Annotated in this window: 27 protein-coding genes; 7 read left to right on the top strand and 20 right to left on the bottom strand. The window is 72.7% G+C overall.

The window, feature by feature from the left end; translation table 11 throughout:
* Window positions 1–79 precede the first annotated feature (79 nt).
* A complete protein-coding gene (locus ACIBZJ_RS12715; protein ID WP_395928710.1) occupies window positions 80–1,126 on the top strand; it encodes a LacI family DNA-binding transcriptional regulator in 1,047 nt (348 codons plus the stop codon).
* A gap of 57 nt (window positions 1,127–1,183) precedes the next feature.
* On the opposite strand, the gene ACIBZJ_RS12710 is transcribed toward ACIBZJ_RS12715, so the two are convergent.
* The 9 genes from ACIBZJ_RS12710 to ACIBZJ_RS12670 form a co-directional block, all read right to left on the bottom strand.
* Window positions 1,184–2,122: an MBL fold metallo-hydrolase gene (locus ACIBZJ_RS12710; RefSeq protein WP_395928708.1), complete on the bottom strand. Its 939-nt coding sequence runs from the start codon at window positions 2,120–2,122 to the stop codon at window positions 1,184–1,186.
* 852 nt (window positions 2,123–2,974) lie between these two features.
* Entirely contained in the window at window positions 2,975–3,766 is a 792-nt protein-coding gene (locus ACIBZJ_RS12705; RefSeq protein ID WP_395928706.1) for a hypothetical protein, read from the bottom strand.
* 101 nt (window positions 3,767–3,867) lie between these two features.
* Window positions 3,868–4,830: an SRPBCC family protein gene (locus ACIBZJ_RS12700; protein WP_395928703.1), complete on the bottom strand. Its 963-nt coding sequence runs from the start codon at window positions 4,828–4,830 to the stop codon at window positions 3,868–3,870.
* Entirely contained in the window at window positions 4,803–6,032 is a 1,230-nt protein-coding gene (locus tag ACIBZJ_RS12695) for a VWA domain-containing protein (RefSeq protein ID WP_395928701.1), read from the bottom strand. Before ACIBZJ_RS12695 ends, ACIBZJ_RS12700 begins: the two co-directional genes overlap by 28 nt.
* Window positions 6,025–7,017 (bottom strand): AAA family ATPase, encoded by a 993-nt coding sequence (locus ACIBZJ_RS12690; protein WP_395928698.1) that lies wholly within the window; start codon window positions 7,015–7,017, stop codon window positions 6,025–6,027. The genes ACIBZJ_RS12695 and ACIBZJ_RS12690 overlap by 8 nt, the downstream gene beginning before the upstream one ends.
* The gene (locus ACIBZJ_RS12685) at window positions 7,014–8,027 is read right to left on the bottom strand and encodes an XdhC family protein (protein WP_395928696.1); all 1,014 of its coding nucleotides are present in this window, start codon (window positions 8,025–8,027) and stop codon (window positions 7,014–7,016) included. Before ACIBZJ_RS12685 ends, ACIBZJ_RS12690 begins: the two co-directional genes overlap by 4 nt.
* Window positions 8,027–10,411, bottom strand: coding sequence for an aerobic carbon-monoxide dehydrogenase large subunit (locus tag ACIBZJ_RS12680; RefSeq protein ID WP_395928694.1), 2,385 nt, complete (start codon window positions 10,409–10,411; stop codon window positions 8,027–8,029). Before ACIBZJ_RS12680 ends, ACIBZJ_RS12685 begins: the two co-directional genes overlap by 1 nt.
* A complete protein-coding gene (locus ACIBZJ_RS12675) occupies window positions 10,408–10,899 on the bottom strand; it encodes a (2Fe-2S)-binding protein (protein ID WP_395928692.1) in 492 nt (163 codons plus the stop codon). The genes ACIBZJ_RS12680 and ACIBZJ_RS12675 overlap by 4 nt, the downstream gene beginning before the upstream one ends.
* A gap of 1 nt (window position 10,900) precedes the next feature.
* Window positions 10,901–11,767 (bottom strand): FAD binding domain-containing protein, encoded by an 867-nt coding sequence (locus tag ACIBZJ_RS12670; RefSeq protein WP_395928690.1) that lies wholly within the window; start codon window positions 11,765–11,767, stop codon window positions 10,901–10,903.
* 106 nt (window positions 11,768–11,873) lie between these two features.
* On the opposite strand from ACIBZJ_RS12670, the gene ACIBZJ_RS12665 reads away from it, so the two are divergent.
* Window positions 11,874–12,812: a LysR family transcriptional regulator gene (locus ACIBZJ_RS12665; protein WP_395928688.1), complete on the top strand. Its 939-nt coding sequence runs from the start codon at window positions 11,874–11,876 to the stop codon at window positions 12,810–12,812.
* On the opposite strand, the gene ACIBZJ_RS12660 is transcribed toward ACIBZJ_RS12665, so the two are convergent.
* On the bottom strand, window positions 12,760–13,239 hold the full coding sequence (locus ACIBZJ_RS12660; RefSeq protein WP_395928686.1) for an SgcJ/EcaC family oxidoreductase: 480 nt from the start codon (window positions 13,237–13,239) through the stop codon (window positions 12,760–12,762). The genes ACIBZJ_RS12665 and ACIBZJ_RS12660 overlap by 53 nt on opposite strands.
* Window positions 13,240–13,319: 80 nt before the next feature.
* Here ACIBZJ_RS12660 and ACIBZJ_RS12655 point away from each other — a divergent pair, with 80 nt between their 5' ends.
* On the top strand, window positions 13,320–13,823 hold the full coding sequence (locus ACIBZJ_RS12655; protein WP_395928684.1) for a MarR family winged helix-turn-helix transcriptional regulator: 504 nt from the start codon (window positions 13,320–13,322) through the stop codon (window positions 13,821–13,823).
* Here ACIBZJ_RS12655 and ACIBZJ_RS12650 read toward each other — a convergent pair.
* Window positions 13,761–14,525: an ABC transporter permease gene (locus tag ACIBZJ_RS12650; protein WP_395928682.1), complete on the bottom strand. Its 765-nt coding sequence runs from the start codon at window positions 14,523–14,525 to the stop codon at window positions 13,761–13,763. The genes ACIBZJ_RS12655 and ACIBZJ_RS12650 overlap by 63 nt on opposite strands.
* A complete protein-coding gene (locus ACIBZJ_RS12645) occupies window positions 14,522–15,457 on the bottom strand; it encodes an ABC transporter ATP-binding protein (RefSeq protein ID WP_395928680.1) in 936 nt (311 codons plus the stop codon). Before ACIBZJ_RS12645 ends, ACIBZJ_RS12650 begins: the two co-directional genes overlap by 4 nt.
* A gap of 77 nt (window positions 15,458–15,534) precedes the next feature.
* Between ACIBZJ_RS12645 and ACIBZJ_RS12640 the strand changes: the two genes are divergently transcribed.
* Window positions 15,535–16,209, top strand: a complete 675-nt coding sequence (locus ACIBZJ_RS12640) for a TetR/AcrR family transcriptional regulator (protein WP_395928678.1) — start codon at window positions 15,535–15,537, stop codon at window positions 16,207–16,209.
* 97 nt (window positions 16,210–16,306) lie between these two features.
* Here ACIBZJ_RS12640 and ACIBZJ_RS12635 read toward each other — a convergent pair whose 3' ends face one another.
* On the bottom strand, window positions 16,307–16,858 hold the full coding sequence (locus ACIBZJ_RS12635; protein ID WP_395928677.1) for a DUF3558 family protein: 552 nt from the start codon (window positions 16,856–16,858) through the stop codon (window positions 16,307–16,309).
* A gap of 179 nt (window positions 16,859–17,037) precedes the next feature.
* Entirely contained in the window at window positions 17,038–17,892 is an 855-nt protein-coding gene (locus tag ACIBZJ_RS12630; RefSeq protein ID WP_395928675.1) for a dioxygenase, read from the bottom strand.
* Window positions 17,893–17,971: 79 nt separating this feature from the next.
* Here ACIBZJ_RS12630 and ACIBZJ_RS12625 point away from each other — a divergent pair, with 79 nt between their 5' ends.
* Window positions 17,972–18,472, top strand: coding sequence for a MarR family winged helix-turn-helix transcriptional regulator (locus ACIBZJ_RS12625; RefSeq protein ID WP_395928673.1), 501 nt, complete (start codon window positions 17,972–17,974; stop codon window positions 18,470–18,472).
* Here the strand turns inward: ACIBZJ_RS12625 and ACIBZJ_RS12620 are convergent.
* The 5 genes from ACIBZJ_RS12620 to ACIBZJ_RS12600 form a co-directional block, all read right to left on the bottom strand.
* A complete protein-coding gene (locus ACIBZJ_RS12620; protein WP_395928671.1) occupies window positions 18,414–20,591 on the bottom strand; it encodes a heavy metal translocating P-type ATPase in 2,178 nt (725 codons plus the stop codon). The genes ACIBZJ_RS12625 and ACIBZJ_RS12620 overlap by 59 nt on opposite strands.
* Window positions 20,584–20,757: a heavy-metal-associated domain-containing protein gene (locus tag ACIBZJ_RS12615; RefSeq protein ID WP_395929109.1), complete on the bottom strand. Its 174-nt coding sequence runs from the start codon at window positions 20,755–20,757 to the stop codon at window positions 20,584–20,586. The genes ACIBZJ_RS12620 and ACIBZJ_RS12615 overlap by 8 nt, the downstream gene beginning before the upstream one ends.
* A gap of 41 nt (window positions 20,758–20,798) precedes the next feature.
* Window positions 20,799–21,083: a metal-sensitive transcriptional regulator gene (locus ACIBZJ_RS12610; RefSeq protein ID WP_395928669.1), complete on the bottom strand. Its 285-nt coding sequence runs from the start codon at window positions 21,081–21,083 to the stop codon at window positions 20,799–20,801.
* 44 nt (window positions 21,084–21,127) lie between these two features.
* A complete protein-coding gene (locus ACIBZJ_RS12605) occupies window positions 21,128–22,054 on the bottom strand; it encodes a protocatechuate dioxygenase (RefSeq protein WP_395928667.1) in 927 nt (308 codons plus the stop codon).
* 118 nt (window positions 22,055–22,172) lie between these two features.
* A complete protein-coding gene (locus tag ACIBZJ_RS12600) occupies window positions 22,173–22,772 on the bottom strand; it encodes a molybdopterin-dependent oxidoreductase (RefSeq protein WP_395928665.1) in 600 nt (199 codons plus the stop codon).
* A gap of 73 nt (window positions 22,773–22,845) precedes the next feature.
* On the opposite strand from ACIBZJ_RS12600, the gene ACIBZJ_RS12595 reads away from it, so the two are divergent.
* Together ACIBZJ_RS12595 and ACIBZJ_RS12590 are read left to right on the top strand one after the other, a co-directional pair.
* Window positions 22,846–23,142, top strand: a complete 297-nt coding sequence (locus ACIBZJ_RS12595) for a hypothetical protein (RefSeq protein ID WP_395928663.1) — start codon at window positions 22,846–22,848, stop codon at window positions 23,140–23,142.
* Window positions 23,143–23,323: 181 nt separating this feature from the next.
* Entirely contained in the window at window positions 23,324–25,426 is a 2,103-nt protein-coding gene (locus ACIBZJ_RS12590) for a PAS domain S-box protein (RefSeq protein WP_395928661.1), read from the top strand.
* On the opposite strand, the gene ACIBZJ_RS12585 is transcribed toward ACIBZJ_RS12590, so the two are convergent.
* Entirely contained in the window at window positions 25,383–26,555 is a 1,173-nt protein-coding gene (locus ACIBZJ_RS12585) for a saccharopine dehydrogenase family protein (RefSeq protein WP_395928659.1), read from the bottom strand. The two genes, ACIBZJ_RS12590 and ACIBZJ_RS12585, sit on opposite strands and share 44 nt — an antisense overlap.
* Between the last annotated feature and the right edge of the window lie 48 nt (window positions 26,556–26,603).

The following is a 26,603-nucleotide window of genomic DNA, read 5'->3' as shown; positions in this document are numbered from 1 at the left end:
CTCCATCCTGCTTGCCACGACGGGGTGTTCACAGACCCGGAACTGTCGCGAAGAGACGGTTCATCGATCGGGGGTAAGGGTGGCGAACGGGGTTCGATCAGGCTGGGGCCCGCGTCCGACGCTGGACGCGGTCGCCGAGCTCGCGGGCGTGTCGCGGGCGACGGTGTCCCGGGTGGTGAACCAGTCCTCGAAAGTCGGCCCGGAGGTGCGGGCGCGGGTCGAGGACGCGATCCGGACGCTCGGCTACGTGCCGAACCCGGTCGCGCGCAGCCTGGTCACCCGGCGTACGGACGCGGTGGCGCTGGTGGTCGGTGAGCCGTCGGACATGATGATGACCGATCCGTTCCTGTCGCAGCTGATCCTCACGACCAGCCGCGAGCTGGGTGACGCCGGGCGTCAGGCGGTGCTGCTGCTGACCGGCGGCGACGACGACCACGACCGGATCACGCGGTACCTCGCGGGCGGACACGTCGACGGGGCGATCGTGCTGTCGGTGCACCGCACCGACCCGCTCGGCCAGCAGCTGCGCCACCTGCCGGTGCCGGTGATGTTCGGTGGGCGTCCGTTCGGTGACGACCTGGGCGGCGCCGGTTCGATCGACGTCGATCAGCGCGAGGGCGCGCGGCGGGCGGTCGAGCACCTGGTCGGGCTCGGCCGCCGCCGGATCGCGACGATCACCGGGTCGATGGACCATCGCGCGGCGGCCGAGCGTCTGGACGGGTACCGCGAGGTGCTCGAGGGTTACCAGGAGAAGCTCGGGGCACCCGATCCGGCGCTGGTGGCGCACGGCGACTTCACCCGGGCCGGCGGGGAGCGGGCGATGACCGAGCTGCTGGCCCGGGTGCCCGACCTGGACGCGGTGTTCGCCGCCAGCGACCTCACCGCGGCCGGAGCGCTGGGCGCACTGCGCCGGGCCGGTCGGCGGGTGCCGGACGACGTCGCGGTGATCGGGTTCGACGATCTGGAGGACGTCGCGGCCTGGACCGAGCCGCCGCTGACGACCGTGCACCAGCCGGTGGCGTCGTTCGGGCGCAGGCTGGTCGAGGCGCTGCTGGAGATGCTGGCCGGCGGCGACCCGGTGCGCGAGATCCTGCCGGTTCATCTCGTGGTGCGGGGGACTGCGTAGGAGGCTCCAGGTCGGGCGTCGGCCTCGTTGCCGTCGTGCTCCGGGCGGAGCGTCGACTCAGGCGTAGCAGGTCAGGGGTTTGCCGCCGTTGTAGGTGATCATGTCGCCGAGCACCTGCACCAGGTCCAGCGGGACGCCCGGCGGGCGACCGTCGAGTTCGGCGTAGGCGCGGTGCAGGTTGCCGACGAGGCGCTCGGAATCGGTCCACTCGGCGTACGGGCCGAGGTCGGTTTCGCGGGCCGTGTCCAGCGGGGAGAGGCCCGCGTCCCGGCCGGCCCTCGCGGTGGCCTGGACGAAGCGGAGGTAGCCCAGGATCGGCTCGATGATCGCGGGGCCGCAGATCGGGCCGTGACCGGGCACGATCGTCGTCGCCCGCAGCGGCGCGATCACGTTCGTGAGTACCTCGATCGACCCGGCGACCGAACCGCTCAGGAGGAACGGCGTCCCGCCGTTGAAGATCAGGTCGCCGGCGTAGAGGACGGAACGTCCGGGGATCCAGACGATCGAGTCGTTCGTGGTGTGCGCGGGCATGCCGACGTGCCGCACCTCGCACCGCAGGTCGTCCACCCAGAGCGTGAGGCCCTCGCGGTAGGTGAGGAACGGCGGTGCGAGCGGGAGCGTCCCGGCGTCGAACGGCTCCCAGACCGCCTGCAGCGGCGGAACGCCTTTGCTCACCTCCTCGCGGGTGGCCTCGTGCGCGACGATCGCGGCCTCCCGGAAGAGGCCGTTGCCGATCGTGTGGTCGGGGTGGGAGTGGGTGTTGACCAGGACGCGCAGCGGCTGGTCGGTGATCTGCCGTACGGAGTCGCGGAAGGCGCGGGTGCGCCGCTCGGTGGCGCACGCGTCGACGAGCGTGACGCCGTCGTGGCCGACGAGGAACCCGGTGTTGTTGATGAACCAGCTCCCGTCGGGCTGGATGTACGCGTAGAGGCCTCCGCCGAGGTCTTCGACTGTCGCGGCCTCGATGGCCGCGTGGTCGTGCGCTGACGTACTCACATCCGCTCCTCGGGCTGCCGTGGTGCTCGCACAGTAGTGCCGCGAGGGTGATCGGCGGCGAGAACCGTCGTTGAGGCCGAGCGCTCCTGGTCCTTCCGTGGGGCGATCGGGCTGGGCGCGCGGTGCCCGGGACGTGCGAACGGCCGCTGGGGCCGGCGGGTGGGGTTGGCCGGGTGGGGCCGGCCGGTAGGGCCGGCGGGTGGGGTCGGCGAAGGGGTCGGCGGGTGGGGTCGGCCGAGGGGGTCGGCGGGCGGGGGGTCGGCCGGTGAGTTGGCCGAACCGGCGGCGCTGCGGGGGAGCGTGGCGGTAGGTGCCGGGTTCGCGCCGTTTCGCCGAGCCCCGCCGGCGGTGAAGGAGAGGGACCGCCGGCGGGGGCATGTGCGAGTACGCCGGTGCAGCGCCCTCGGCGGACCCTGCGGACCTGCCGCCCACGGCGCTCTCGGCGGACCCGCCGCCGACGGCGGACGCGGCGGACCCACCGCCCACGGCGGACCCGCCGCCCACGGCGGCCGCGGCGGACCCGGTGCGGGCTGCAGGCTCGGGTGCGGCCGGGGCAGCGCCGCGCTCCAAGCGACCAGATCGGCAAGCGAGGCCCCACGTGCGAGGGCGCCCGGCGCAGTCGGTGGATGGGTGCAGCCGGCGGGCGGACCGGATGGCGAAATCGGTGGTGGCGGGGCTCGGTGGCGGCAGAGTGCGGTCGCGCCCGCCGATTGGTGGCCCTCGCCCGGTGGCGGCGGCCCGGCGGGGCTCCCGCCCGGTGGCGCGCCCGGTGGTGGCGGCCGCCCGGCGGGGGAGGTGCCGGCGGGGATCGCCGGCCGCGGGCGGCCGCGTTCGGGGGCGGAGGTCGGTGGGTCAGGCGGCCTGGTGGGCCGGGATCTTGCCAGTGGTGTCGGGGTGGCCCAGGCCGTAGGCGGCGGTGTCGAGGCCTCGGCCCACCAGGCGCCAGCGGGCCGGGGGGACGGTCAGGTGGCGGGTGGCGGCCGTGGTGCGGTGGGTGGCGGTGAGGCGCTCCAGCGCCATGGCGGCGGCACCCCGGCTGGAGTGGACGCTGATGTGGTCGGCCACGGTGCCGTACTGGTCGAGCAGGTCGTCGACGGTCAGCACCCAGACGGCGGAGCGGTATTCGTCGCGGGCGACGAGGTAGCGGGCTTCGAGGTCGCCGCCGGGGGTGCAGCCCAGGCGGTCGACGGTGTCGAGCACGCTGTGGGAGAGCCGGAGCTGGACCAGACGGCGGTGGGTGTGGAGTTCGGTGGCGCCGACGGTGGCGGCGAGTTCGCCGAGCGGGGTGCTGCGGCGCCAGCCTTCGATGAGGATCGCGTCGGCGGAGGGCGTCCAGTACGTGCCGTTGCTGTGGGCCCGGCGGGCGGCGCGCCAGTCGTAGGACGGGGTGGTGTTCAGCTGCTCGCGGAGCCAGGACTCGGCGGCCCGGCCGCGGAGTTGGAGTGCGGGCGGGGTGAGCAGGCGCAGGGCGCCTCGGACGGCGCCGGGCGTCCGCTGCAACTCCTCGGCGATCTGTTCGACCGGAGCGTCGGTGGCCAGCGCGGTGACCACTGTGGCGTACTCGTCGTCCGTCCAGGGCTCGCCGGAGCGCCGGGCCAGAACCCGGATCGGGGTGGCGACGTCGGTGGTGGCGGAAGTCGTCATTGGAGCCGTCCCTCCGTGGACGTAGAGGCCAGTGACCGCCGGATGCGATCACTGGCCTCTACGTTAGAACAGGGGTACGACAAAAATAGGCTGACCTGGGGTTAGCCGACGGACTTCTTTCCCCGGCGCTTGCCCAGCAGGTACGCCAGGAACGCGACCACCGCGAGGAGGCCCAGCGCTTTCCTGGGCTCGCGGAGCTGGGCTTCGGCGATCGCTTTGGCGAGGGCCAGCGCGTCGAGTGCGTTGTCGTCGGCGGCCGGTTCGAAGGCCGGCCGGGCCGGTGCGGCGGCCGGGCGCGCGGTCACCGCGGGGGTCGCGGCGCCGGCCCCGGCCGAGCTCGCGGGCCCGGCGACGGCCGGGGCGGATGCGGCGGACTCGGCGGGCTCGGCGGCGACGGTGACCGGCGCCGCCGACACCGCGGCTCCGTTGGCGCTGGCCACTTCGGCCGGCGAGGCCGTGGCCTTCGCGGCACGCTTGCGAGGCGCCGCTTTCTTCGCCGGAGCTCCATCAGCGGCCGCCGCGCCACCCGAATCCCCCGAAGCCCCGCCCGCAGCGACAGCATCCGCAGTGGACTCCGCATCCGGCGCGCCCGCTTCCGGCGCGCCCGCCTCCGCGTCGCCCGCGGCGAGCATGGCCTGGAGGTTCTTGGCGAACTGGGCCATCATCTGCTCGGTCACGGTATTGATCACGCCCTGGCCCATCGCGGCCGCCCGCCCCGACAGGTTCACGTCCGCCGACACCGTGCCGTGCGTCGTCGTGCCGTCCGACGTCAGCGCCAGCTGCGCGGTGGCCTCCGCGGTGCCCTGGCCGCGCGCCTCCTTCGCCTTGCCGCGCAGCACGGCCCGGTGCCCGGCCGCATCCCGTTCCACGACCTCTAACTGACCCTTGTACTGCATGGTCACCGGGCCGAGCTTGACCTTCATGCCCACCTGGTACGCGTCCTCGGACAGCGTGTTGAGCACCTGTGCGCCGGGCAGACAGGCGGCCACGCGCTCGAAGTCCATCAGCGTCGACCACACCTGGTCGATCGGGGCAGTCACGTCGAACGCGCTGTCGAGCTGCATCGATGAGATCCTCTCTGGTTCGAAACCGCGTCAGCGACCTCGCTCAGTGCGGCCAGGCTATGCCCGCTGACGAACGCATCGCAGAACGGGAGGGCCGCGGCCATGCCGCCGACCTTCGGCGCGAAACCCGGAGCCGCCTTGCGCGGATTGACCCACACGATCCGGTGCGCGAGCCGCCGCAACCGCGCCATTTGCGCCGCGACCTCGGACGGTTCGTCCTGCGCCCAGCCGTCGGAAAGTATGACGATCACCGCGCCCCGGGCGAGACCCCGGCGGCCGTGGTCGTCGAGGAACCGTTGCAGTGAATCGGCCAGACGGGTGCCTCCCGCCCAGTCGGGTGCGGACTCCGCCGCGCGGCGGAGGGCCAGATCCGGGTCGCGCCGGGCGAGCGGACGCGTCAGACGCGTCAGCCGGGTCGCGAACACGAACGCTTCGGCGCGCGCGCCGGCCACCGACCCGTGCAGCAGCGCCAGGAACACCCGGGTGTACGGCTCCATCGAACCGGACACATCGCACAGCAGCACCAACGGCCTCGGCCGTCGCCTGCGGCGCCGATGGATCAGCGCGACCGGATCCCCTCCGGTCTTCCGCGCGTTCCGTACGGTTTTGCGGACGTCGATCCGCTCGCCGTTCTTGGTGGACGCCCGGGTGCGGCGGGTCCGGCGCCGCGGCGTGGCGAGCACGATCCGGCGCACCAGCGCGCGGATGTCGTCGACCTCGACGTCCGAAAGGTCGGCGAACGCGGTGTGCTGGAGCCGCTCGGTGTCCGAGGCCAGAGCCGGCACGGCGCGGGGCTCCCCGGGTGCGGCCGTGCCGGACGAGGATCCGGTGGTGCCCGCACCGGACGGGGCCCGCTCCGCGGGGCGGTCGTCCGGGGGCCTGGGACGCGTCTCGGACGGGACGTGCGGGAGCGGCGGTGCGGTGGGATCGCCGCGGGAGTCGGCCAGGTCGACCGGGGGTGCGTCGTCGCCGAAGATGCGGGAGAACACGGCGTCGAAGGCCGGTAGCTGGGCGACGTCGGCGGTGAGCGTGGCCCGGGCGGTCCAGTACAGACGGTCCCGGGTGTCCGGCGGCACCAGACGCAGCCCCGACGCGAACCGGGCCGCGCGGTCGGGGCCGACCGGCACGCCCTCCTCGTGCAGCGCCGCCGCGAACCGGGCCGCCAGCACGGCCGGTTCGACCGCCGGCCTGCGGTCACGCACGTCCGGCTCCGGTGAGCCAGCTGAGGCCCCTGGCCCGGACCAGCTCGAGGTCGTCGCGGCTCTTGAGGACCGATCCCAGCGTCGTGGCGGCCAGGTCGGCCGAGGCGACGTCGAGCTGGCGGACGCCGAGCAGGGTGAGCGCGGCCACCCAGTCGACGGTCTCGGCGATGCCCGGGGGCTTCTCCAGGTCGAGGCCGCGGAGGCGGGACACCGCGCCGGTCGCGTCGAGCGTCAGCGGGAGCGCGCTGTCGGGCACGCGGCGGCGGACGATCTCGGCGGCCCGGTCCGGGGACGGGTAGTCGATCCAGTGGTACAGGCAGCGGCGCTTCAGCGCGTCGTGCAGATCGCGGGTGCGGTTCGACGTGAGGACGACGATCGGCGGATGGGCCGCGGTGATCGTGCCGAGCTCGGGGATCGTGACGGCGGCCTCGGCGAGCAGCTCGAACGTGAACGCCTCGAAGTCGTCGTCGGCGCGGTCCAGTTCGTCGATGAGCAGCACCGCCGGGCGGGGCCCGTCGTGCTCCAGCGCGGCCAGCAGCGGGCGCCGGAGCAGGTAGTCGCGGGTGAACAGGTCGGCTTCGGCGAGCGTCGAGCCGTGGGCCTCGGCCATCCGGATCGCCAGCAGCTGACGGGGGTAGTTCCACTCGTAGAGCGCCTCGGACGCGTCGATGCCCTCGTAGCACGAGAGCCGGACGAGCGGGGTGTCGAGCGCACGGGCCAGCGCTTTCGCGGCCTCGGTCTTGCCGACGCCGGGCTCGCCCTCGAGCAGCACCGGCTGCGGCAGCCGGATCGCCAGGAACAGCGCGGTCGCCAGCCCCGGGTCCACCACGTAGTCGGCCGCGTCGAGCGCGGCGGTCAGCGACTCCACGTCCGGCAACGCCGCCGCCACGGCCGGCTCCGCCCCGGCCCGCGCGGCGGTCGCCCGGCGGTCGGGGCTCCCGGCCTCGCCCGCGCCGGCCTCGCCGGCGTCGGTCGGGGCCGTCATGCGGGCGACGCCAGGTACCGGCGGCGGCAGCCCTCGGCGCAGAAGTACACGGTCTCCCCGTCCGGGCCGTCGGCGCGCAGTGCGTCCGGCACGATCGCGACGGTCATGCCGCAGATCGGGTCGATCGCGGTGCGCGGCGCTTCGAGGATCGCGATCGGGATCACGCTCGCCGGGATCACCGGCGGGTCCGCCTCGGCCGGGCGGACGGTGCCGGAGATCGGCTCGCGGGGGCCGGCCCCGCCGGGGGCATCGGCGACGGGGGTTCGCCGGGCGGCGTCGGGATCGGCTACCGACAGAGAGACGGCGGGAGAGCCGGGGTGGGCCCGGAGTGCGACGATCTCGGCGAGGATCGAGAGCGCGACCTCGGGCGCGGTGCGGCCACCGAGGTCCAGGCCGGCGGGGGAGTGCACGCGGGCCCGGTCGGCCTCGGTGACCTCGAGCGACGCGAGCACGGCGGCTCCGCGGCGGCGGGAGGCCACCAGCCCGACGTAGGGAACCCCGGAGCGGAGCGCCTCCTCGAGAGCGGGCTCCTCGTCGCGGCCGTGGGAGGCCACCACGATCGCGTCGGCACCGGCGACCGGGCCACCGGACGAGAGCTCGAAGCCGAGCGGGGCGCCCAGCGCCGCGAGCGAGGCCGCGATCGGCGTCTCGCCGATCACGACCAGCCGCGGCGACGGACGCTGCGGCTCCAGGAAGATCTCCAGGCTCCCGCCGGACAGACAGGGGTTCGCGACCGTGACCGCTCCTTCTTCGACGACGGTCGACGGCGCTCCGGCCGAGATCCGGAGCAGCAGCGGGTCGCCGGTGCCGAGCGCCGCCAGGGCGTGCACCCGCACCGACGACTCCGCGCAGGTGCCGCCGACGAAGCCTTCGATGACTCCGTCGGCGAGCACCAGCGCCGTGTCACCGGCGTGCGCGCTGGCCGGCTTGCCGGCGCGCACGACGGTGGCTTTCACGAAGGGTTTGCGGGCTTCGACCAGCTCGGCCACCCGCTCCGAGAGCAGTGACATCAGATCGGCGGGGTGGCCCGGCCCTGCATGGCCGCCCAGACGCGGTCGGGGGTGCAGGGCATGTCGAGGTGGGTCACTCCGAACGGGGCGAGCGCGTCGACGACGGCGTTCACCACGGCGGGCGGAGAGCCGACGGTCGCGGACTCGCCGATGCCCTTCGCGCCGATCGGATGGTGCGGGGACGGCGTGACGGTGAAGTCGGTCTCCCAGTCGGGGACCTCCATCGCGGTCGGGATCAGGTAGTCCATGAACGACCCGCCGAGGCAGTTGCCGGACTCGTCGAACCCGATGAACTCCATCAGCGCCATGCCGACGCCGTCGGTGAGGCCGCCGTGGACCTGGCCCTCGATGATCATCGGGTTGATCCGGGTGCCGCAGTCGTCGACCGCGATGAACCGGCGGACCTTCACGTGCCCGGTGCCGGGGTCGACGTCGACGACGCAGATGTAGGCGCCGTACGGGAACGTGAGGTTCGGCGGGTTGTACGTGACCTCGGCGTCGAGGTTGCCGTCGATCCCGTCGGGCAGGTCGATCGTGCCGTGGGCGCCCATCGCGATCTCGGCGATCGTCTTGCCCTGGGTCGGGTCACCGGCGACGAACCAGCGGCCCTTCTCCCACTCGAGGTCCTCGGGACGCACCTCGAGCATCGCCGCGGCGATCAGCTTGGCCTTCTCGCGGACTTTCCGGGTGGCCAGCGCGACCGCGCCGCCGCTGACCGGCGTCGAGCGGCTGCCGTAGGTGCCGAGGCCGAACGGGGTCTGGTCGGTGTCGCCGTGCACGACCTCGATGTCCTCGGGCGGGATGCCGATCTCCTCGGCGACGATCTGGGCGAACGTCGTCTCGTGGCCCTGGCCCTGGGTCTGCACGGAGAGGCGCACCACGGCCTTGCCGGTGGGGTGGACGCGCACCTCGGCACCATCGGCCATGCCGAGGCCGAGGATGTCCATGTGGCGCCTCGGGCCGGCCCCGACGGTCTCGGTGAAGAACGAGATGCCGATTCCCATCAGCTCACCCCGGGCCCGCTTCTCCGCCTGCTCGCGGCGCAGGTCGTCGTAACCGGCCCGTTCCAGCGCCAGGCGCATCGTCTTCTCGTACTCGCCCGAGTCGTACTCCCACCCGGTCTTGTTCGCGTACGGGAACTGCTCGGGCCGGATGAAGTTCTTCAGGCGCAGCTGGGCGGGGTCCATCTCGAGCTTCGCGGCCAGTACGTCGACCATGCGCTCGATCAGGTACACCGCTTCGGTGACCCGGAACGAGCAGGCGTAGGCCACACCGCCCGGCGCCTTGTTCGTGTAGACGCCGGTGACCTTGCAGTACGCGGCCTCCAGGTCGTAGGAGCCGGTGAAGATGTGGAAGAACCCGGCCGGGTACTTGGTCGGCTGGGCGGTGGCGTTGAACGCCCCGTGGTCGGCGATCACGTTCGTGCGCACGGCGAGGATCCGGCCGTCCTTCGTGGCCGCCACCTCGCCGCGCATGATGTAGTCGCGCGCGAACGACGTCGACATCAGGTTCTCCGACCGGTCCTCGACCCACTTGACCGGCTTCCCGGTCACGATCGAGCCGACGACGGCCAGGATGTACCCGGGGTAGATGCCGACCTTGTTGCCGAAACCGCCGCCGATGTCCGGGCTGATCACCCGGATCTTGTGCTCGGGCAACCCGGCGACCAGCGCGAACAGCGTCCGGTGAGCGTGCGGGGCCTGGGTGGTCTCGTAGAGCGTGAGCTTGCCGTCGATCGGGTCGTAGTCGGCGATCGCGCCGCAGGTCTCCATCGGCGCGGGATGCACGCGCGGGTAGATGACCTCTTCTTCGACGACGACCTCGGCGGTGGCGAAGACCGCGTCGGTCTCGGCCGCGTCACCGGCTTCCCAGTCGAAGATGTGGTTGTCGGTCTTGTTCTCGAGGTCGTCGCGGATGACCGCCGTGCCGGGGTCGAGTGCCTTCCGGACGTCGACGACCGGGTCGAGGATGTCGTAGTCGACGTCGATGAGTTCGAGCGCGTCGCGGGCCGCGTACCGGTCCTCGGCGACGACGAACGCCACCTCCTGGCCCTGGAACCGCACCTTGTCGGTGGCCAGCACGGCCTGCACGTCGTAGCTCAGCGTCGGCGCCCAGGCCAGGTTGAGGCCCTCGAGGTCGGTGCCGGTGATGACCGCCAGGACCTTCGGGTGGGCGAGCGCCTCGGTGGTGTCGATCGAGACGATCTTCGCGTGGGCGACCGGGGACCGCAGGATCGCGCCGTGCAGCATCCCCGGCAGCACGATGTCGTCCAGGTACTTGCCCTTGCCGCGGACGAATCGCGGGTCTTCCTTGCGCTGCAGGCGTCCGAAGCCGATCGGGCGGCTCTCGTCGTTGGCCGCGGGGTTGGTTTCGGTGATCGTCATGCCGGGGCTCCCTCGTTCGCGGCCGCGGCCTGCTCCTGCTCGGCGGCCCAGCGGACCGACCGGACGATCGTCGCGTACCCGGTGCAGCGACAGATCTGACCGGAGATCGCGGTCCGGATCTCGGTCTCGCTCGGATCGGGGTTGCGGTCGAGGAGCGCTCGCGCGCTCATCATCATGCCCGGCGTGCAGAACCCGCACTGCAGGCCGTGCTCGGCCATGAATCCCTTTTGGACGACGTCCAGCTCGCCGTTCTGGGCCAGGCCCTCGACGGTGCGGACCTCGCGGCCGGCGGCCATGGCGGCCAGCACCGTGCACGACTTCACCGGCTCGCCGTCCATGAGCAGGACGCAGGTGCCGCAGTTGCTGGTGTCGCAGCCCCAATGCGTGCCGGTGAGGCGCAGGGTGTCGCGGATGAAGTGCACGAGCAGGGTGCGGGGCTCGCACTCGGCGGTGACCTCGGTGCCATTGACCGTCATCGTGATCTGCATGTCAGCGGGCCCGTTCGACGGCGCGCCGGAGCACGCGGGTGGTCAGTTCGGCGGCCAGGTGGCGCTTGTAGTCGACCGGGCCGCGCTGGTCGGAGACCGGGTCGCAGTCTTCCCCGGCGTAGCGGGCCGCCTCGGCGAACGCGTCCTCGGACGGCGCCTGGCCGCGGAGTGCGTCCTCGGCCCTCGTCGCGGTCCTGCCGTCCAGGCCGACCGAGGTCAGCCCGATCGTGACGTCGGCGATCGTGCCGTCGTCGGCGAGCGTGACCGAGGCGCCGGCCGCGGCGACGGCCCAGTCGCCGACCCGGCGCTCGACCTTCTCGTACGCGCTGCCGGTGCGCGGGCGGACCGGGAACCGGATCTCGGTGAGCAGTTCGGCCTGCTCGACCGCGGTCTCGTACGGGCCGCGGTGCAGTTCCGGCATCGAGACGACCCGCTCGCCGTCCATCGACCGGATGACCACCTGGGCCTTCAGTACTTCGCACACCGTGGACAGGTCCTCGGCCGGATCCGCCTGGCACAGCGACCCGCCGATCGTGCCCCGGTTGCGGACGATCGGGTCGGCGATCACCTTCTCGGCGTCGACGATGATCGGGAACCGCCGGGCGATGAGGTCGGAGCCCAGCAGGGTCGCGTGCCGGGTCAGCGCCCCGACCCGGACCGTGTTGTCGTCCTCGACCAGGTAGTCGAGCTCGAACAGGTCGTTGATGTCGATGAGCCACTCGGGCCGGGCCAGCCGCAGCTTCATCATCGGGAGCAGGCTGTGCCCTCCGGCGATCACCCGTGACTCCGGGCCGTGTCGCTGTAACAGGGTCAGCGCGTCGTCGACGCTTTCCGCACGGGCGTAGTCGAACGGGGCCGGAACTTGCACGCGGACGCCTCCGGGATGAGTCGGATGGGACTTCCGACGCTGACCTTGTTACTGGCGTTCACGAGTGTCAAGGTCGTCATAAGCGATTGGTTAAGAGGTGTCACCGATGACCCTGAGCCAGCTGCGAACCTTCGCGTTGGTCGTGCGGCTCGGCTCGCTGCGTGCGGCCGCGAAGGAGCTGGGCATCAGCGAACCGGCCGTGTCGGCCGCGGTCGCCGCGCTGCGCGCTGAACTCGGCGATCCGTTGTTCGTCCGCGCGGGCGGGGGGATCGAGTTCACACCCGGCGGGCGGCGCCTGGCGGCGCACGCGGAGGAGATCGTCGGGCTGGCCGACCAGGCCCGCCGCGAGGTCGCCGAGACGGTGCTCGCCAGTACGTCGTTGCGGGTGGCGGCCACCGTCGATTTCTCCGAACATGCGGCGGACGCGTTACTCAACGCGTTCACGCGACGGTTACCGGACTGCCAGGTCGACCTGACCGTCTCGGAGGGCGCGGAACTGGCCGACGCGCTGGTGCGCCGGACCGCGGACGTGGTGCTCGGGCCGCGTCCGGCGGGCGGCGAGCTGGACGCGGTGCCGTTCCTGCGCTACCAGCGGATCGTCGTCGCGGCGCCGGACTACCCGCTGGCCGATCCGGCCGAGGTGTGGCGGCACGTCTGGCTGACCGGGCCGGCCGGGCTCGAGGAGCTGTCGGAGGAGGGGCGCTGGGTCTCCCGGCAGGCGGTGTGGCCCGATCTGGTGCGGTTCCCGTCCGAGACCGACGCGGTGGCCGCGGCCCGGGCCGGTGACGGGGTGACGCCCGCGCTGGGCCACGTCGTGCGGGCGGATCTGCGGTCGGGCGCCCTGGTGCGGATCGCGGTGCCGGGGACGCCGGTACAGGGCCTCTGGTACGCGACCGTGCTGGGCCGGGGGCGGGCGAGCGGGCCGGCGCGCGCCCTGCAGGAGTTCGTGACGACGCCGACCGCGACCGCGGCGATGCTCGCGCCGCCCGGGGTCACTCCGCACGTGCCGCGGCGTCCGCCGGTGCATGTGGCGCTGTGGAGTTAGGGGCGAGCCGGCTGTCGCTGCGGGTCGAGATCCATTCGAGGAGCGGGCGTCGCTTCGTGTTCTGAAACGCGGTGAACCGCCAGCGGCCGTCGCGCTTCACCGCGACGAACGTCTGCACTTTGTCGGGCTTGCCGCCGCCGCGGCGGCCCTTGGCGATTTTTCCGACGCTGGTGAGCACGGCGACGTCATCGGTGACGAACCGGAGATCGACGATGTGCCCGACCAGCCGGGTGCCCTTCAGGTACTTCTTCCAGAGGACGTCGTGGACCTGGGTGATCGTCGGCCGGCCGCGGTAGTGGGTGCCGACGAAGATCACGTAGTCGGCGTCCTCGGTGAACGCGTCGCCGAAGGCCTCGGCGTCTGCGTTGTTCCAGGCCGTGTGGACGCTCTCGAAGAGTTGCCGTACGGCTTTCTCGTCGTCGTGCACGGTGGTCTCCTAAGATGTTTGTGTGGGACGGAAATCTCGATTGATCGAGATTTCCCACTGATCGAAGTGTGGGGGGTGGCGTGGCGGAGCGTCAAGAGCTGGTAGGCGCGATCGGGGAACTGCTGCGCCGGCAGTCGGGTCTCGCGCTGGTGCTGCACCGGTCGGTCGCGGAACGGTTCGGGCTCAACCCGACCGATCTGAAGTGCCTCGACATCGCGGTCACGGAGGCGCCGGTGACCGCGGGGCGGATCGCCGGGCTCACCGGGATGAGCACGTCGGCGGTCACCGCGCTGCTCGACCGGCTGGAGAAGCGCGGATTCGTCGAGCGGTACCGGGAGCCCGGTGACCGGCGGAAGGTGTACGTCCGGTCGACCGGACGCCACGAACAGGAACTCGCCGAGATCTACCGGCCGCTGGCCGAGGCGACCGACGCGGTGCTCTCGTCGTTCGACCCGGCCTCGCTGGAGGTGGTGAAGGATCTCCTGGGCAAGCTCACCGAGGTGAGCCAGGCATTCCTCTCCTCATCGCGGACGGGCGAACCGGAGAGTGGCGAGCGGGGCGAAGATCGCCAGGATCGCGATTGACCAGAGCAGGCTCGCGGCCACCGGGTGCTCCAGGGGCCAGGCGGTGGCGGGGGCGGTGGGATTGCCGCAGAGCTCGCGGACGGCCTGGCCCAGCGCGCTGACCGGATTCCAGTCGGCCAGTGTGCGCAGCCACGCGGGCATGCCGTCGGTGGGCACCATCAGGTTCGACACCATCGAGACCGGCAGCACGACGATCGACAGCTGCCCGGCCGCCTCCTGGGTGCGCAGGACGAGCCCGAGATACAGGCCGATCCACGTCACCGCGAACTGGGTCAGCAATAACAAGCCCAGAGCGGCCACCGCCCGCGCGAGCCCGCCGTCGATCCGCCAGCCGACGAGCAGCCCCAGCGCCCCCATCAGGACGAAGTTCACCAGCCCGTACACGCTGGTCGCCACGGCCTGACCGAGTGGGACCGCACTGCGCGTGATCGGCATCGAGCGGAACCGGTCGACGACTCCGCGCTGGGCGTCGCCGGCCATCGTGACCAGCGGCGGGATGATGTTGACGGCGATCAGCACGAACAGGCCCGGCAGCAGGTAGGCGCGGTAGTTGCCGCCCGGCGCCTCGATCGCGCTGCCGATGAGGTAGCCGAACGCGACCACCAGCACGAGCGGCCCGGCCAGCGTCAGCACGATGCCGGACGGGTCGTGGCGCAGTTTGAGCAGTACGCGGGTCGCGGCGGTGAGGGCGTCGGTGATCATGCGGCGGTCTTTTCGTCAGGTTGTTCGGTCCGGTTCGTGCGGTCGAGGAACACTTCGTCGAGTGTGGGGCGGCGGACCCGGACGTCGTCGACCCGGACGCCGCCGGCGTCGAGGGCCCGGACGACGTCGGGCAGCGTCACGGTGTTCGCGGGCACGGAGGCGGTGACGATCGCGTCCGTGACCTCCGTCTTCCCGGTGGCCCAGCGGCCCAGGACGCGTGCGGCGGCGTCGAGATCGGACGGATCGGCGACCTCGACGTCGACCCGGGCGCCGAGGGCGTCCTTGAGCGCGTCGGGGCTGCCCTCGGCGACGACCCGGCCGGCGTCGATGATCACGACCTGGTCGGCGAGCCGGTCGGCTTCCTCCAGGTACTGCGTGGTGAGCAGCACGGTGGCCGGCGACGCGGCGACCGTGTCCCAGATCTCCCGGCGGCTGCGCGGATCGAGGCCGGTGGTGGGCTCGTCGAGTACGAGCAGTTCGGGTTCGACGAGGAACGCGGCGATCAGGTCGAGCCGTCGCCGCATTCCTCCGGACCAGGTCTTGACCAGGCGGTTCCTGGCGTGCGCGAGGCCGAACCGCTCCAGTAGTTCGTCGGCACGCCGCCGGGCGGCGCGACGGCCGAGGTGCAGCATCAGGCCGAGGATCAGGAGGTTTTCCCGCCCGGTGAGGTCGTCGTCGACCGCCGCGTGCTGCCCGGCCAGACCGATCAGCCGCCGGACGTCCCGGGGCCGGGTGGCGACGTCGAAACCGCCGACGGTGGCGTGCCCGGCGTCGGGGCGGGTGAGCGTGGTGAGGACGCGGACGGCGGTGGTCTTGCCGGCGCCGTTCGGGCCGAGGAGAGCGCAGACGCGGCCGGGCTCGACTGTGAGGTCGAAACCGTCGAGCGCGTGGACGTCTCGGTAGGTCTTGCGGAGTTGCCGGGCCTCGATCATGAGGGCTCCCTTACTGCGATCGGTGTTCGCAGTAGCGACGCTACCCGACTGGGTACGGTGTTCGCAAAGGAGGATCCATGGAACCGATCTGGCTCCGGCCGGAACGCAGCCCGCACGGTCCGGCTCCGGAGCACAGCCGCGAGCGGATCGCGGGTGCGGCCATCGCGCTCGCCGACGTCTCCGGGCTGGCCGCCGTCTCGATGCGGAAGGTGGCGAACGCGCTGGGAGCGGGAACCGCGTCGCTGTACCGGTACGTGACGACCCGGGACGAGCTCGTCGCGCTGATGGTCGACGCGGTGAACGGCGAGCTCGGGTACCCGCGCCCGACGACCGGCGACTGGCGGGCGGACGTGCTGGCGATCGGTGCCGACCTGCGCGCGCTCTACGGACGGCATCCGTGGCTGCTCGACGTCCAGCCCGGCACCACCGCTCTCGGGCCGAACGGCGTCGCCTATCTGGAGCAGGGCCTGGCGGCGCTGAGCGTCCTCGACCGGCCGGCCCGGGTGAAGCTCGAGGCGATCGCGATGCTCAGCGGTGCCGTGAGCCTGTTCGCGCGGGACGAGGCGTCGGCGTCGTCGGGGTCGACGCCGGACGGCCGCGCGGCCACGGCCCGGTACCTCACCGCGGTGGTGACGCCGGAGCGCTACCCGTACCTCGCCGCGGCGCTGGGCGGCGCGCCGGGGGAGGAGGCCGGGGGTGACCTGTTCGAGCGGGTCCTCGGCAACCTGATCGGTGGCCTCCTCGGCACCTGACCGCGCCCGCCGACGGCCCGGACGGCGCGCTGATCCCGACCGGCGGCCCCGGTGTCGCGACTGCCGTAGGGGCGGGCCCCTGCGGCAGCGCGGGCGGTCAGAGCTGGCTGACGACCTTCTCGGCCACGGACTTCTCGATCGCGACGTTCTCGGCGTCGTTGCCGCCGCTGGTCGCGTAGACGTCGACGGCGAGGTTGCCGCTCAGGACGTAGAGGTGGCCGGCGTTGGTGTAGGCCTTGTCGCCGACGCCGTCGAAGTCCTGCGCGGCGGGGTCGCGGACGTCGAAGTCGCCGGGTGAGCTCGGCGAGAGGAACACCGCGAGGACGCCCTGCTCGAGCTGCCACTGGCAGTACCGGGTGCTACCGGACTCGGAGTTCGATCTGTCGATCTGGGTGATCTCTCTCTTGGTCAGCGAGTTGACGTCGGCGGGCGTGAGCAGCTTGCAGGGGTTCGGGGTCTCGCCGTTGCCGGAATCGGTGTTGCCGGTCGTGGCGTCCGAGGCCGGCTTCTGCGCGGCGGCGGTCGGCTTCGGAGTCGGCGAGGCCGAGGCGTCGTCGGTCGAGACCGTGATCGTGCCGCAGGCGGTCAGGGCGAACAGCCCGGCGGCGGCGAGGGTGGTGAACGCGAGGCGGAGGGTCCTGGTGGGCATCGTGCGTGCTCCTCGAATCGTGGTGACGGCCATTGCGGATCCTCCGGCCGTGTCTCACAGGTTCCAGGAACCGACGTTCGGGGACGATCAGTGATGCGACGTCCAGACCGTTAGTCCGACGACAGAACTGCCCGAACGTCGCATCGTTATCAGTGTCAGCACTGAGAGGCCTCAACCACTCAGGCAGCCTGGAAAGACCGCTTGGCCAGCCCGAGGAAGAAGCCCTCCACGGTGGTCGTCACCGGGGACTCGGGGTCGGTGGCCGCACCCAGCGTCACGAACAGCGGGGTGAAGTGCTCCACGGTCGGGTGAGCGTACGGCATCCCCGGCGCGCGGCTGAGGTAGTTCGAGAGCTCGTCGACGTCACCGCGGGCCAGCGCGTCGGCGGCCCAGGCGTCGAACTCGGCCGACCAGCCCGGCGCCGCCGCGTCCAGGCTCCACTCGCGCAGGTACCGCAGGCCGTGGGTCATGAAGCCGGAGCCGATCACCAGCACACCCTGCTCCCGCAACGGGCGGAGCCGCTCGCCGAGCGCCATCAGCCGGGCCGGGTCGTGGGTCGGGATGCTCATCTGCAGCACCGGGACGTCGGCGTCCGGGTACATGACCTTGAGCGGCACCCAGGCGCCGTGGTCCAGCCCGCGCTCGCGGTGCTCGTGGACGGTCTCGGTGTCGGGCAGCACCGCCAGGAGCTGCGACGCCAGCGCGGACGCGTCCGGGGTGTCGTAGCGCATCCGGTAGTAGCGCGGGTCGAAGCCCCCGAAGTCGTAGACCGGCGTGGTGTTCGCCCGCGTGCTGCTCACCGAGAGCGGCGCCATTTCCCAATGCGCCGAGACGATCAGGATCGCCTTCGGCTTCGGGAGCGAGCGCGCCCAGGCGAACAGCTGATCCATCCAGCCGGAGTCCTCGAACAGCGGCGGGGCGCCGTGGCTGAGGTAGAGCGACGGCAGTGCACCGTCGTCGGGTGTCCAGAGCTGGTGCGGCTCCGCCTGGGCGGTCTTCTCCAGGTGCGTCTCGAACGGGTGCGGGGCGGCCACGGGATCCTCCAAAAGTTGATCGTTCAACTAATCTACGAGATAGAAGTTGAAGCGTCAACCTTTGGCGTACACTGGAGCCGTGACCAGCTCTCCTTCGCCCTGGCTGGACGCCGACCAGCAGCACAGCTGGCTAAGGCTGGCCGGGCTCATGATCAAGTTGCCGACCGCGCTCGACGCCCAGTTGCAGCGCGACGCCGGCCTCAGCCATTTCGACTACATGGTGCTGTCGCGGCTGTCCGAGGCGCCGAACCGGGTGCTGCGGATGAGCCAGCTCGCCGAGCTCGCGAACGGGTCGTTGTCGCGGCTGTCGCACGTCGTCAAGCGGCTCGAGCAGCGCGGGTGGGTCGAGCGCCGGCCGTGCCCGGAGGACGGGCGGGCGACGAACGCCGTGCTCACGGACTCCGGGTGGGACAAGGTCGTGCAGACCGCGCCCGGTCACGTCGCGACGGTGCGGTCGCTGGTCGTCGACCCGCTGACGCCCGAGCAGCTGGCGCAGTTCGGCGACCTGGTGGGCATCCTTCTCAAGCGGATAGACCCGGACGGGGAGTTCCCCGGAAGCCTCGAAGGCGGAGGCTGTTGAGGACGACCGCGACCGAGCTCAGCGCCATCGCGGCGCCGGCGACCATCGGGTTGAGCAGGCCCAGGCCGGCCAGCGGGAGCGCGGCGACGTTGTAGGCGAAGGCCCAGAACAGGTTGCCGCGGATGACACCGAGCGTGCGCCGGGAGAGCCGGATCGCGTCGGCGGCGGACGTCAGGTCGCTCGTCATCAGCGTGAGGTCGGCCGCGGCGATCGCCACGTCGGTGCCGGTGCCCATGGCCAGGCCGAGGTCGGCCTGGGCGAGCGCCGCGGCGTCGTTGACGCCGTCCCCGGCGAGTGCGACGACCCGTCCTTCGGCCTGGAGCCGCTTGACGACGTCGACCTTATCGGCGGGCAGCGCCTGGGCGATCGTCCGGTCGTGGTCGATGCCGACCGCGTCCGCGACGTGCCGCGCCGCCGCCGGCCCGTCGCCGGTGACCAGCCACGGCGTGAGCCCGAGCCGCCGCAGCGCGGCCACGGCGGATGCGCTGGACCGGCGCGGTGCGTCCGCCGTTTCGAGCAGCGCCCAGGTCGACCCGTCGACCACGACCGCCACCGTCGTCGCGCCGCGCGCGTCGGCCGCGGTCTGCGCCGCGACCAGTTCGGCCGGCAGCGCAGCACCGGTCGGGCGCCCCACGTGGACGTCGTGGCCGTCCACGGTTCCGCCGGCGCCGTGACCGGGGACGGCGGTGAAGCCGGTGACCGGCGGCGGGGAATCGACGGCGGCACTGATCGCGGCGGCGATCGGGTGCTCGGACGCGTGTTCCACGGCCGCGGCCAGGCGCAGGGCCTCCTCGGCGACGATTCCCTCGGCCGGGTGCACGGCCGTCAGCGTCATCACGCCGGTCGTCACGGTGCCGGTCTTGTCGAGGACGATCGTGTCGACCCGGCGCGTGGACTCGAGCACCTCCGGACCCCGGATCACGATGCCCAGCTGCGCGCCCCGCCCGGTGCCGACCAGCAGTGCCGTCGGCGTGGCCAGCCCCAGCGCGCACGGGCACGCGATGATCAGCACCGCCACCGCGGCCGTGAACGCGGCCGTGGGCCCCGCGCCGGACGCGAGCCACCCGGCCAGCGTCGCCACCGACAGCACCAGTACCACCGGCACGAAGATCGCCGAGACCTCGTCCGCGAGCCGTTGCACCGGCGCCTTGCCGTTCTGGGCCTCGGCCACCAGCCGCGCCATCCGGGCCAGCTGGGTCTGGGCGCCGACCCGGGTCGCCCGTACGGTCAGCCGCCCGGACGCGTTCACGCAGCCGCCGGTCACCGTGTCGCCCGGACCGACCTCGGCCGGCACCGACTCGCCGGTCATCCGCGAGACGTCCACCGCCGAGCGGCCGTCCACGACCACTCCGTCGGACGCGATCGTCTCGCCCGGACGGACCCGGAAGAGCTCTCCGGCCGCGAGCGACGAGACCGGCACCCGTTCCTCGCGCCCGTCCCGCAGCACCGCGACGTCCTTGGCCCCGAGGGCGAGCAGCGTCCGCAGCGCGGAGCCGGCGGTGCGCTTCGCCCGTGCCTCGGCGTACCGCCCGGCCAGCAGGAACGCGGTCACGGCGGCGGTGGTCTCGAGATAGATCGTGTCTCCGGCCGCACCCCGGAACGAGAACGGGTGCGTCATCCCGAGCTCACCGGCCGACCCGAAGACCAGCGCCCAGACCGACCACAGGTACGCGGCCAGCGTCCCGAGGGAGACCAGCGTGTCCATCGTCGTCGCGCCGTGCCGCAGGTTCCTGGCCGCCGCGACGTGGAACGGCCCGCCCGCGTAGGCGACGACCGGCGTGGTCAGCGCCAGCGACAGCCACTGCCACCCGTCGAACTGCCAGCCCGGCACCATGGCCAGCAGCACCACCGGCAACCCGAGCACGACCGCGACGATCAGCCGCCACGGCACCGGCTGCGTGAGCTCCGCCGGCGTGGGCAGCCGGGCCGTGTACCCGGCCGACTCCACCTGCGCGACCAGGTCAGCGGTCGTCAACGCGGACGGGTACGACACCGCCGCGGTCTCGGTGGCGTAGTTGACCGTCGCGACGACCCCGTCGAGCTTGTTGAGCTTCCGTTCCACCCGGGCGGCACACGACCCGCAGGTCATGTCGCCGATTTCCAGCGTGACGTCAGGCAAGTACGTACCCGGCCTCGTCCACGGCCGCGCGCAGGGCGTCGAACGCGACCGGGACCGCGCTGGTGACGGTCACCGCGCCCGCGGTCAGGTCGACGTCGACCCCGGTGACGCCGGAAACCTCGCTCACCTCGGCCCGCACCGCGTCGACGCAGTGCTGGCAGGTCATCCCGGTCACCGAATACGTCTGCGAAACCACCAGATCTCCCTTCACGACCGCACCAGGCGCGCGATGGCCTCGGAGGCCTCCCGCACCTTGGTCTGGGCTTCCGGGCCGCCCTCGCGGGCGGCGTCGACCACGCAGTGCGCGAGGTGCTCGTCGAGCAGCCCGAGCGCGACCGACTGCAACGCCTTCGTCGCGGCCGAGACCTGGGTGAGGATGTCGATGCAGTACTCCTCCTGCTCGACCATCCGCTGCAATCCGCGGATCTGCCCCTCGATGCGACGCAGTCGCTTGAGGTACGCGTCCTTGTCGCCGATGTAGGCGTGCGCCACGGTTGCCTCCCCGGATCGGCCTGCTCCGGAGATACTGTACCCCCCTAGGGTAGGGTGCTGCCGCTCGCCGCCCGGGGCACGCCCAGGAGGTCGACGCCCAGGTTGATCGCCCCGATCCGGGCATCGCCGAACGTCCGCAGCGTGAGCTGGGCGGCTTCGGTGTACAGGGCGTCGGAGGCGTTCCGGGTGCCGAGCGCCCGCCGCGGCCGGTAGGGCGCCGCCGCGTAGATCCGGTCGGAGACCGCGTCGTCGAAGAACACCTGGGTCGCCAGAGCGGTCCGCCGGTTCAGGTGCACCTTCACGTGCACGTGGGGTGCGCGTCCGACGTACCAGCCCGGGTAGATCGTCGCGAACCGCACGATGCCCTGCGGGTCCGCGATCTGCGCGCCGCGCAGGAACGTCCCGTCGTCGGCCGGCTGCGCCTCCGCGTCCCCGCGGGCGTACGAGCCGTCGGACGTCCGGGAGGAGTAGCCCATCGGGTCACCGGTGGGGTCCGCGGCCGGCGGCTCGCCCCCGCGGTCGTTCGGCCAGCCCGGGGGAGGGGTCGGCCCGACCGGCCCGCCGGGGGTCTCGAACCCCGAGTACCGCCCGGTGGCGTCGCAGTGCCACACCTCGACCACGGCGTCCGGCACCGGGCGGTTCGCGCAGCCGGCCCCGTCCACCACCCGGAACACCAGCCGCAACGGCACTCCGGGCCGGTTCTCCCGGATGTCGCCGCGCAGCCGGTCGACGTCGAACCAGTACGGGCCCTGCGCCGCCTGAGCGATCGGACGGCAGACCCGGGACTCGGCGAGCAGGGCCAGCGCGGCGGCGTCGATCGAGCGCGGTGGTTCGGCTCCGGCGCCGCCCGGTGCGATCCGCGGCCGGGCGTTCAGCCCGGCCAGCGCGACGCCGGCCGCGCTCAGCCCCAGCGGAGCGCCGAGTGCCAGTGCCCGGCGTCTGCTCCACGAGCGCGCCCGATGCCTCTCCACGCTGATCCCCCACCCGGCGCGTCTCCGGCAAACGGCCTCAATCAGGCCGATATCGCGCCGAACGGAGTCTGGCCCATGAACGGCGCTCGGCGCCGCCCCGAGTCGCTTCCGGCCGGCTCTAGTCGCCCTCGTAGCGCTGCTCACGCCAGGGATCGCCGTAGTCGTGGTACCCGACCCGCTCCCAGAAGCCCTTCTTCTCGGCCGTGAGCAGCTCCAGCCTCCGGACCCACTTCGCCGACTTCCAGAAGTACAGATGGGGGACGAGCAACCGCGCCGGGCCGCCGTGCTCCGGCCGCAGCGGCTCGCCGTCGAAGTCGAAAACGATCCACGCCCGGCCGCCCCGCAGATCGGCCAGCGGGACGTTCGTCGTGTAGCCGCCGTAGGAGTGCACGAGCACGTACGCCGCCGTGGTCTCGACACCCTCCAGCAGCGTGTCCAGCGAGATGCCTTCCCAGCTGGTGCCGAACTTCGACCACTTGGTCACGCAGTGGATGTCGACGGTCGGCCGCGCGTGCGGCAGCGCGCGCATCTCGTCCCACGACCAGGTCCGGTGGGTGCCGTCCTCGGTCGTCAGCGAGAGCTCCCACGTCTCCGTCGGAACGCGTGGAGTCGGGCCGGTGGAGAGGACCGGGAAGTCGTCGGTCGGGTACTGGCCGGGCGGCAGCAGGCCGGTCGCGACCGGACGCCGGCGGCCCTGGAATCCGGGGGAGATCGCCACCCCGACAGTGTGACCTCTCAAGTCGCCCGGCGTCCCGCCGATCGGACCCGGGAAAATCCGGAGAGGCGGTTGCATGACCACCAACGCCACGCTGATCGCCGGACTCGCGCGGCCCGATCTCACCGAGGCGCGCCGCGCCGTGCAGCGGATCTACGGGCCGCAGAGCGAAGGGGTCTGGGCCGACCTCCTGGCCAGCGCCGGTCTCGACGGCTCGGAGACCCGGCCGGAGGCGATCGAACGCCTGCTCGACGCGATGCGGGCCGGAGCTCCGGTCACCGCGCTTTGCGGCGAGGCGCTGGCCATCCGGGTCGCCAGCCACGACCGGCTGGCCCAGGCGCAGGCGCCTCTGCCGGACAGCGCCGCCTCGTGAAACAGTTCACCGAAACCGACCGCGACGTACCGTTCGTCGCCGAGCCGGGCGTCCGCAGCTACGCGGGGGCGCCGCTGTCGGCCGGGTCGTCGGCGTGCTGGAGCGGTACCGGCTCGACTGACCGCGCTCACTCGCGTCCAGAAAGTGGTTTTTAGGAGGTTTTGCGGGTTAACTCACGGCGGTGAGACGCGGAACGCGGACGGGGGTCTGGACCGGCGTGCGGGATCTCCTGCTCCCGGCCGGGATCTGGCTCGTCCTCTGCGTCGTCGGGGCCGGTGCGCTCTCCTGGGCGCAGCAGTCCAGCCGTGACGACCTGCGCGAGCGGTTCGACGCCCGGGTGTCGCTAGGTGGCCAGTTCGTGGCCGGCTACGTCCAGGACGTGCTGGAGCGGGAGCGCACCCAGGCCGAGCGGTTCCTTTCCGGCCGGACCGTCTCCGACGAGGACTTCCGCCGGTCGGTGACGACGTTCGGCTACCCGGCGGCGGTGCTCGTCGACTCCGGCGGCCGGGTTCTGCACGTCGAACCGCCCAACTCCGCGCTGATCGGCACGAACATCACCGCGAAGTACGCGCACCTGCGGACCGCCGTGGTCAACGGGGTACCCGCGGTGTCGGCGGTGGTTCCGTCGGCGAGCCGTCACGTCCCGGTGACCGCGTTCGCGATGCCCTACGAGACGCCCTACGGGCGGCGCGTGTTCTCCGGGGCGGTCGAGGTGGCCCGCAGCCCGCTCTCGGCCTACCTGACCAAGGCGCTCTCGATCCCCGGCAACCGGGTCTACCTGCTCGACGGCGCGGGCCGGGTGGTCGCCGCGAATCGTCAGGTGATCGGCCGGAACGGCGCGATCGCGACCGCCGATCCGTCGCTCGCGGGTGATCTGCGCACCAGGGGCTTCATCGCCGGCCGCTACACGTCCGGCGGAGCCGGGTGGACGTACAGCGCCTACCCGGTGAGTGGTACCGGCTGGCGTCTGCTCGCGACCGTGCCCGACGACACGCTCTACGCGCCGCTGACCGGCGCGGTGACGGCCGGCCGGGTCGGGCTGGGGGCCGCCGCCGGGGTAGGCCTGATCGCGGTGGTCGTCGCGGCGCGCGGTGCTCGGAGCCGGCGCGAGCTGCGCCTCTCCGAGCAGCGGTTCCGCACGGTCTTCGACCGGTCGCTGGTCGGGATGGCGATCGCCGACCTCACCGGCCGGTTCCGCCAGGCCAATCAGGCGTTCTGCGCGATGCTCGCTCGTCCGCCGGACGAGTTGCTGGGCCTCACGTTCCTCGACGTCACCCATCCGGACGATCGCTCGATCACGGATGCGGCGATCCGCGAGACGCTGGCCGGGGTGTCGCCCGGATTCACCGTGGAGAAGCGCTACCTGCGGGCCGACGGCCGGGTCGTCCACGGCGCGACCACCGTGACGCTGCTGCGCGACCTGGAGAACCAGCCCGCCCGCTTCACGGTCCAGGTCGTCGACGTGACCGAGCGCAAACGGCTGGAGGCCGAGGAGGCGGCGGCCCAGGCGCAACTCGCCGAACACGCCGACGAGCTGGAACGCACCAACGACAACCTGACCGACGCCCGCGACCGGATGGCCGACTTCGTCGCGATGCTCTCCCACGACGTCCGGCAGCCGATCACCGGAATCCTCGGGTACGCCGAGACGCTGGCGGACGACTGGGACGAGCTCCCGGACCCGCGCAAGAAGCAGTACCTGCTGGGCATCGCAGGCGCCGGGCACCGGCTGAACGGGCTGGTCGAGGACATCCTCACGGTGGCCCAGCTGGACGCCGGCGTCCTCACACCGAAGCCCGCGCCGGTCGACCTGCTGGCCGCCCTGCACGAGGCGGTGCTGACGCTGCCGCCGGACGAGGCACTGGACGTGACGACCACGGTGCCGGACGGCACCCACGTGCTGGCCGACCCCGGTCACCTCCAGCAGATCGTCACGAACCTGCTGGGCAACGCGGTGAAGTACGGCGCTCCACCGTTCGACCTGGTCGCCCGGCCCCGCGGGACGACGGTCGAGCTGGCGGTGTGCGACCACGGCGAGGGCGTGCCGCCGAATTTCGTCCCGCAGCTGTTCGAGCGGTTCAGCCGGGCCGAGACCGGCGTCGCGACGACGAAGCGCGGCACCGGGCTGGGGCTCTACATCGTGCGGACGCTCGCCGAGGCCGGGCACATCGGGCTCGGCTACCGGCCCAACCGCCCGACCGGGGCGTGCTTCCTCGTGCGGTTGCCGATGGCGTCGCTGGTCAGTCACGCACCCCGGTCCGGCGTGCGAGCACCCGGAACGTGAGGCCGGCGGAGTCGAGGCGGTCGATCAGCCGATCGCCCATCGCGGCGGCGGTGGTGACCTGCCCGGCGGTGTCGGGCAGGTCGTCCAGCGCCAGGCAGAGCGTCGCCTCGCCGAGCACGATCGCGGTCGTCGTGTAGCCCGGGTCGCGGTCGCTGTAGACCTCGGTGAGGACGCCCTGACCGCCGCCGACGCCGGTGCAGCGCAGCGACAGCCAGCCTTGCTCGCGCTGCTCCTCGCTCGGGCCGCTGCCCGACGTCCAGCGGCTCGGGATCCGTTCGCGCAGGGGCTCGAGCTGCACGGCGGCGGCCAGGGCACCGGCGCCCGCGACGACCCCCGCGGCCGCGAGGAGCGACGGGAGCGCGAAGTACTGCCCGTACCGGAAGTCGGGCCCGTAGCGATCGAGCGCGGCGGCCGAGCGGGCGACGATCTGCGGGTCGAGCGTCGGCATCGGGACCGGCCAGGCCCGCAGCGGGTGGGTGCGGGGGAGCGGGCCTCCGGCGCGGATCCGGCGGCCGGGGGCCGTGCCCTCGCGGCGGCGGCGTTCGCGGTGGGCGCGACGGGCGGGTGCGGCGTCGGCGACGGCGCCGACCAGCGAGTGCACGGTGCCGGCCGACGGGCGTCCGTTGGCCCGCAGGAACGCCTCGACCCGCAACGGGACGCCCTCGGGCAGCTGTTTGACGGTGAAGTACGCGCCGAGGTCGGCCGGGATCGAGTCGAACCCGCAGGCGTGGACGATCCGGGCGCCGGTGCGGGTGGCGGTGTCGTGGTGGCGCAGGTACATCTCGTCGACGAAGCGGGGCTCGCCGGTGAGGTCGGTGTAGTGCGTGCCCGCGGCGGCGCAGGCGGCCACCAGGGGCTCGCCGTAGCGCACGTAGGGGCCGACGGTGCTGGCCACCACGCGGGTGGCCTCGGCGACCTCGCGCAGGGACGCGGCATCGGTGGCGTCGGCCCGGAGCAGTCCGACGTCGTTGCGGCCCAGCCGGTCGCGGACCGCGGCGAGTTTGGCCGCGTCGCGTCCGGCCAGGGCCCAGCGGACCCCGGCCGGGGCGTGCGCGGCGAGGTACTCGGCGGTGAGGCCGCCGGTGAAGCCGGTGGCACCGAACAGGACCAGGTCGTACGAGCGCGCCATTGCGCGAGGGTACCGAAAGGCCGGCCCCGGAGGGCCGGCCTTTGTTAA

The sequence above is a fragment of the Cryptosporangium sp. NPDC051539 genome, assembly GCF_044454545.1.
Classification (GTDB): Bacteria; Actinomycetota; Actinomycetes; order Mycobacteriales; family Cryptosporangiaceae; genus Cryptosporangium.
Note: the sequence above shows the minus strand (reverse complement) of the source record. Positions and strands in the feature narration are given on the sequence as shown.

Coding starts and splice junctions, on each gene's coding strand:
- ACIBZJ_RS12640 (WP_395928678.1), top strand. CDS start 15,535: ATGGAACCGATCTGGCTCCGGCCGGAACGCAGCCCGCACGGTCCGGCT.
- ACIBZJ_RS12705 (WP_395928706.1), bottom strand. CDS start 3,766: ATGACGACTTCCGCCACCACCGACGTCGCCACCCCGATCCGGGTTCTG.
- ACIBZJ_RS12680 (WP_395928694.1), bottom strand. CDS start 10,411: ATGACGATCACCGAAACCAACCCCGCGGCCAACGACGAGAGCCGCCCG.
- ACIBZJ_RS12635 (WP_395928677.1), bottom strand. CDS start 16,858: ATGCCCACCAGGACCCTCCGCCTCGCGTTCACCACCCTCGCCGCCGCC.
- ACIBZJ_RS12650 (WP_395928682.1), bottom strand. CDS start 14,525: ATGATCACCGACGCCCTCACCGCCGCGACCCGCGTACTGCTCAAACTG.
- ACIBZJ_RS12700 (WP_395928703.1), bottom strand. CDS start 4,830: ATGCAGCTCGACAGCGCGTTCGACGTGACTGCCCCGATCGACCAGGTG.
- ACIBZJ_RS12645 (WP_395928680.1), bottom strand. CDS start 15,457: ATGATCGAGGCCCGGCAACTCCGCAAGACCTACCGAGACGTCCACGCG.
- ACIBZJ_RS12585 (WP_395928659.1), bottom strand. CDS start 26,555: ATGGCGCGCTCGTACGACCTGGTCCTGTTCGGTGCCACCGGCTTCACC.
- ACIBZJ_RS12595 (WP_395928663.1), top strand. CDS start 22,846: ATGACCACCAACGCCACGCTGATCGCCGGACTCGCGCGGCCCGATCTC.
- ACIBZJ_RS12690 (WP_395928698.1), bottom strand. CDS start 7,017: ATGACGGCCCCGACCGACGCCGGCGAGGCCGGCGCGGGCGAGGCCGGG.
- ACIBZJ_RS12615 (WP_395929109.1), bottom strand. CDS start 20,757: ATGACCTGCCAGCACTGCGTCGACGCGGTGCGGGCCGAGGTGAGCGAG.
- ACIBZJ_RS12675 (WP_395928692.1), bottom strand. CDS start 10,899: ATGCAGATCACGATGACGGTCAATGGCACCGAGGTCACCGCCGAGTGC.
- ACIBZJ_RS12665 (WP_395928688.1), top strand. CDS start 11,874: ATGACCCTGAGCCAGCTGCGAACCTTCGCGTTGGTCGTGCGGCTCGGC.
- ACIBZJ_RS12685 (WP_395928696.1), bottom strand. CDS start 8,027: ATGTCACTGCTCTCGGAGCGGGTGGCCGAGCTGGTCGAAGCCCGCAAA.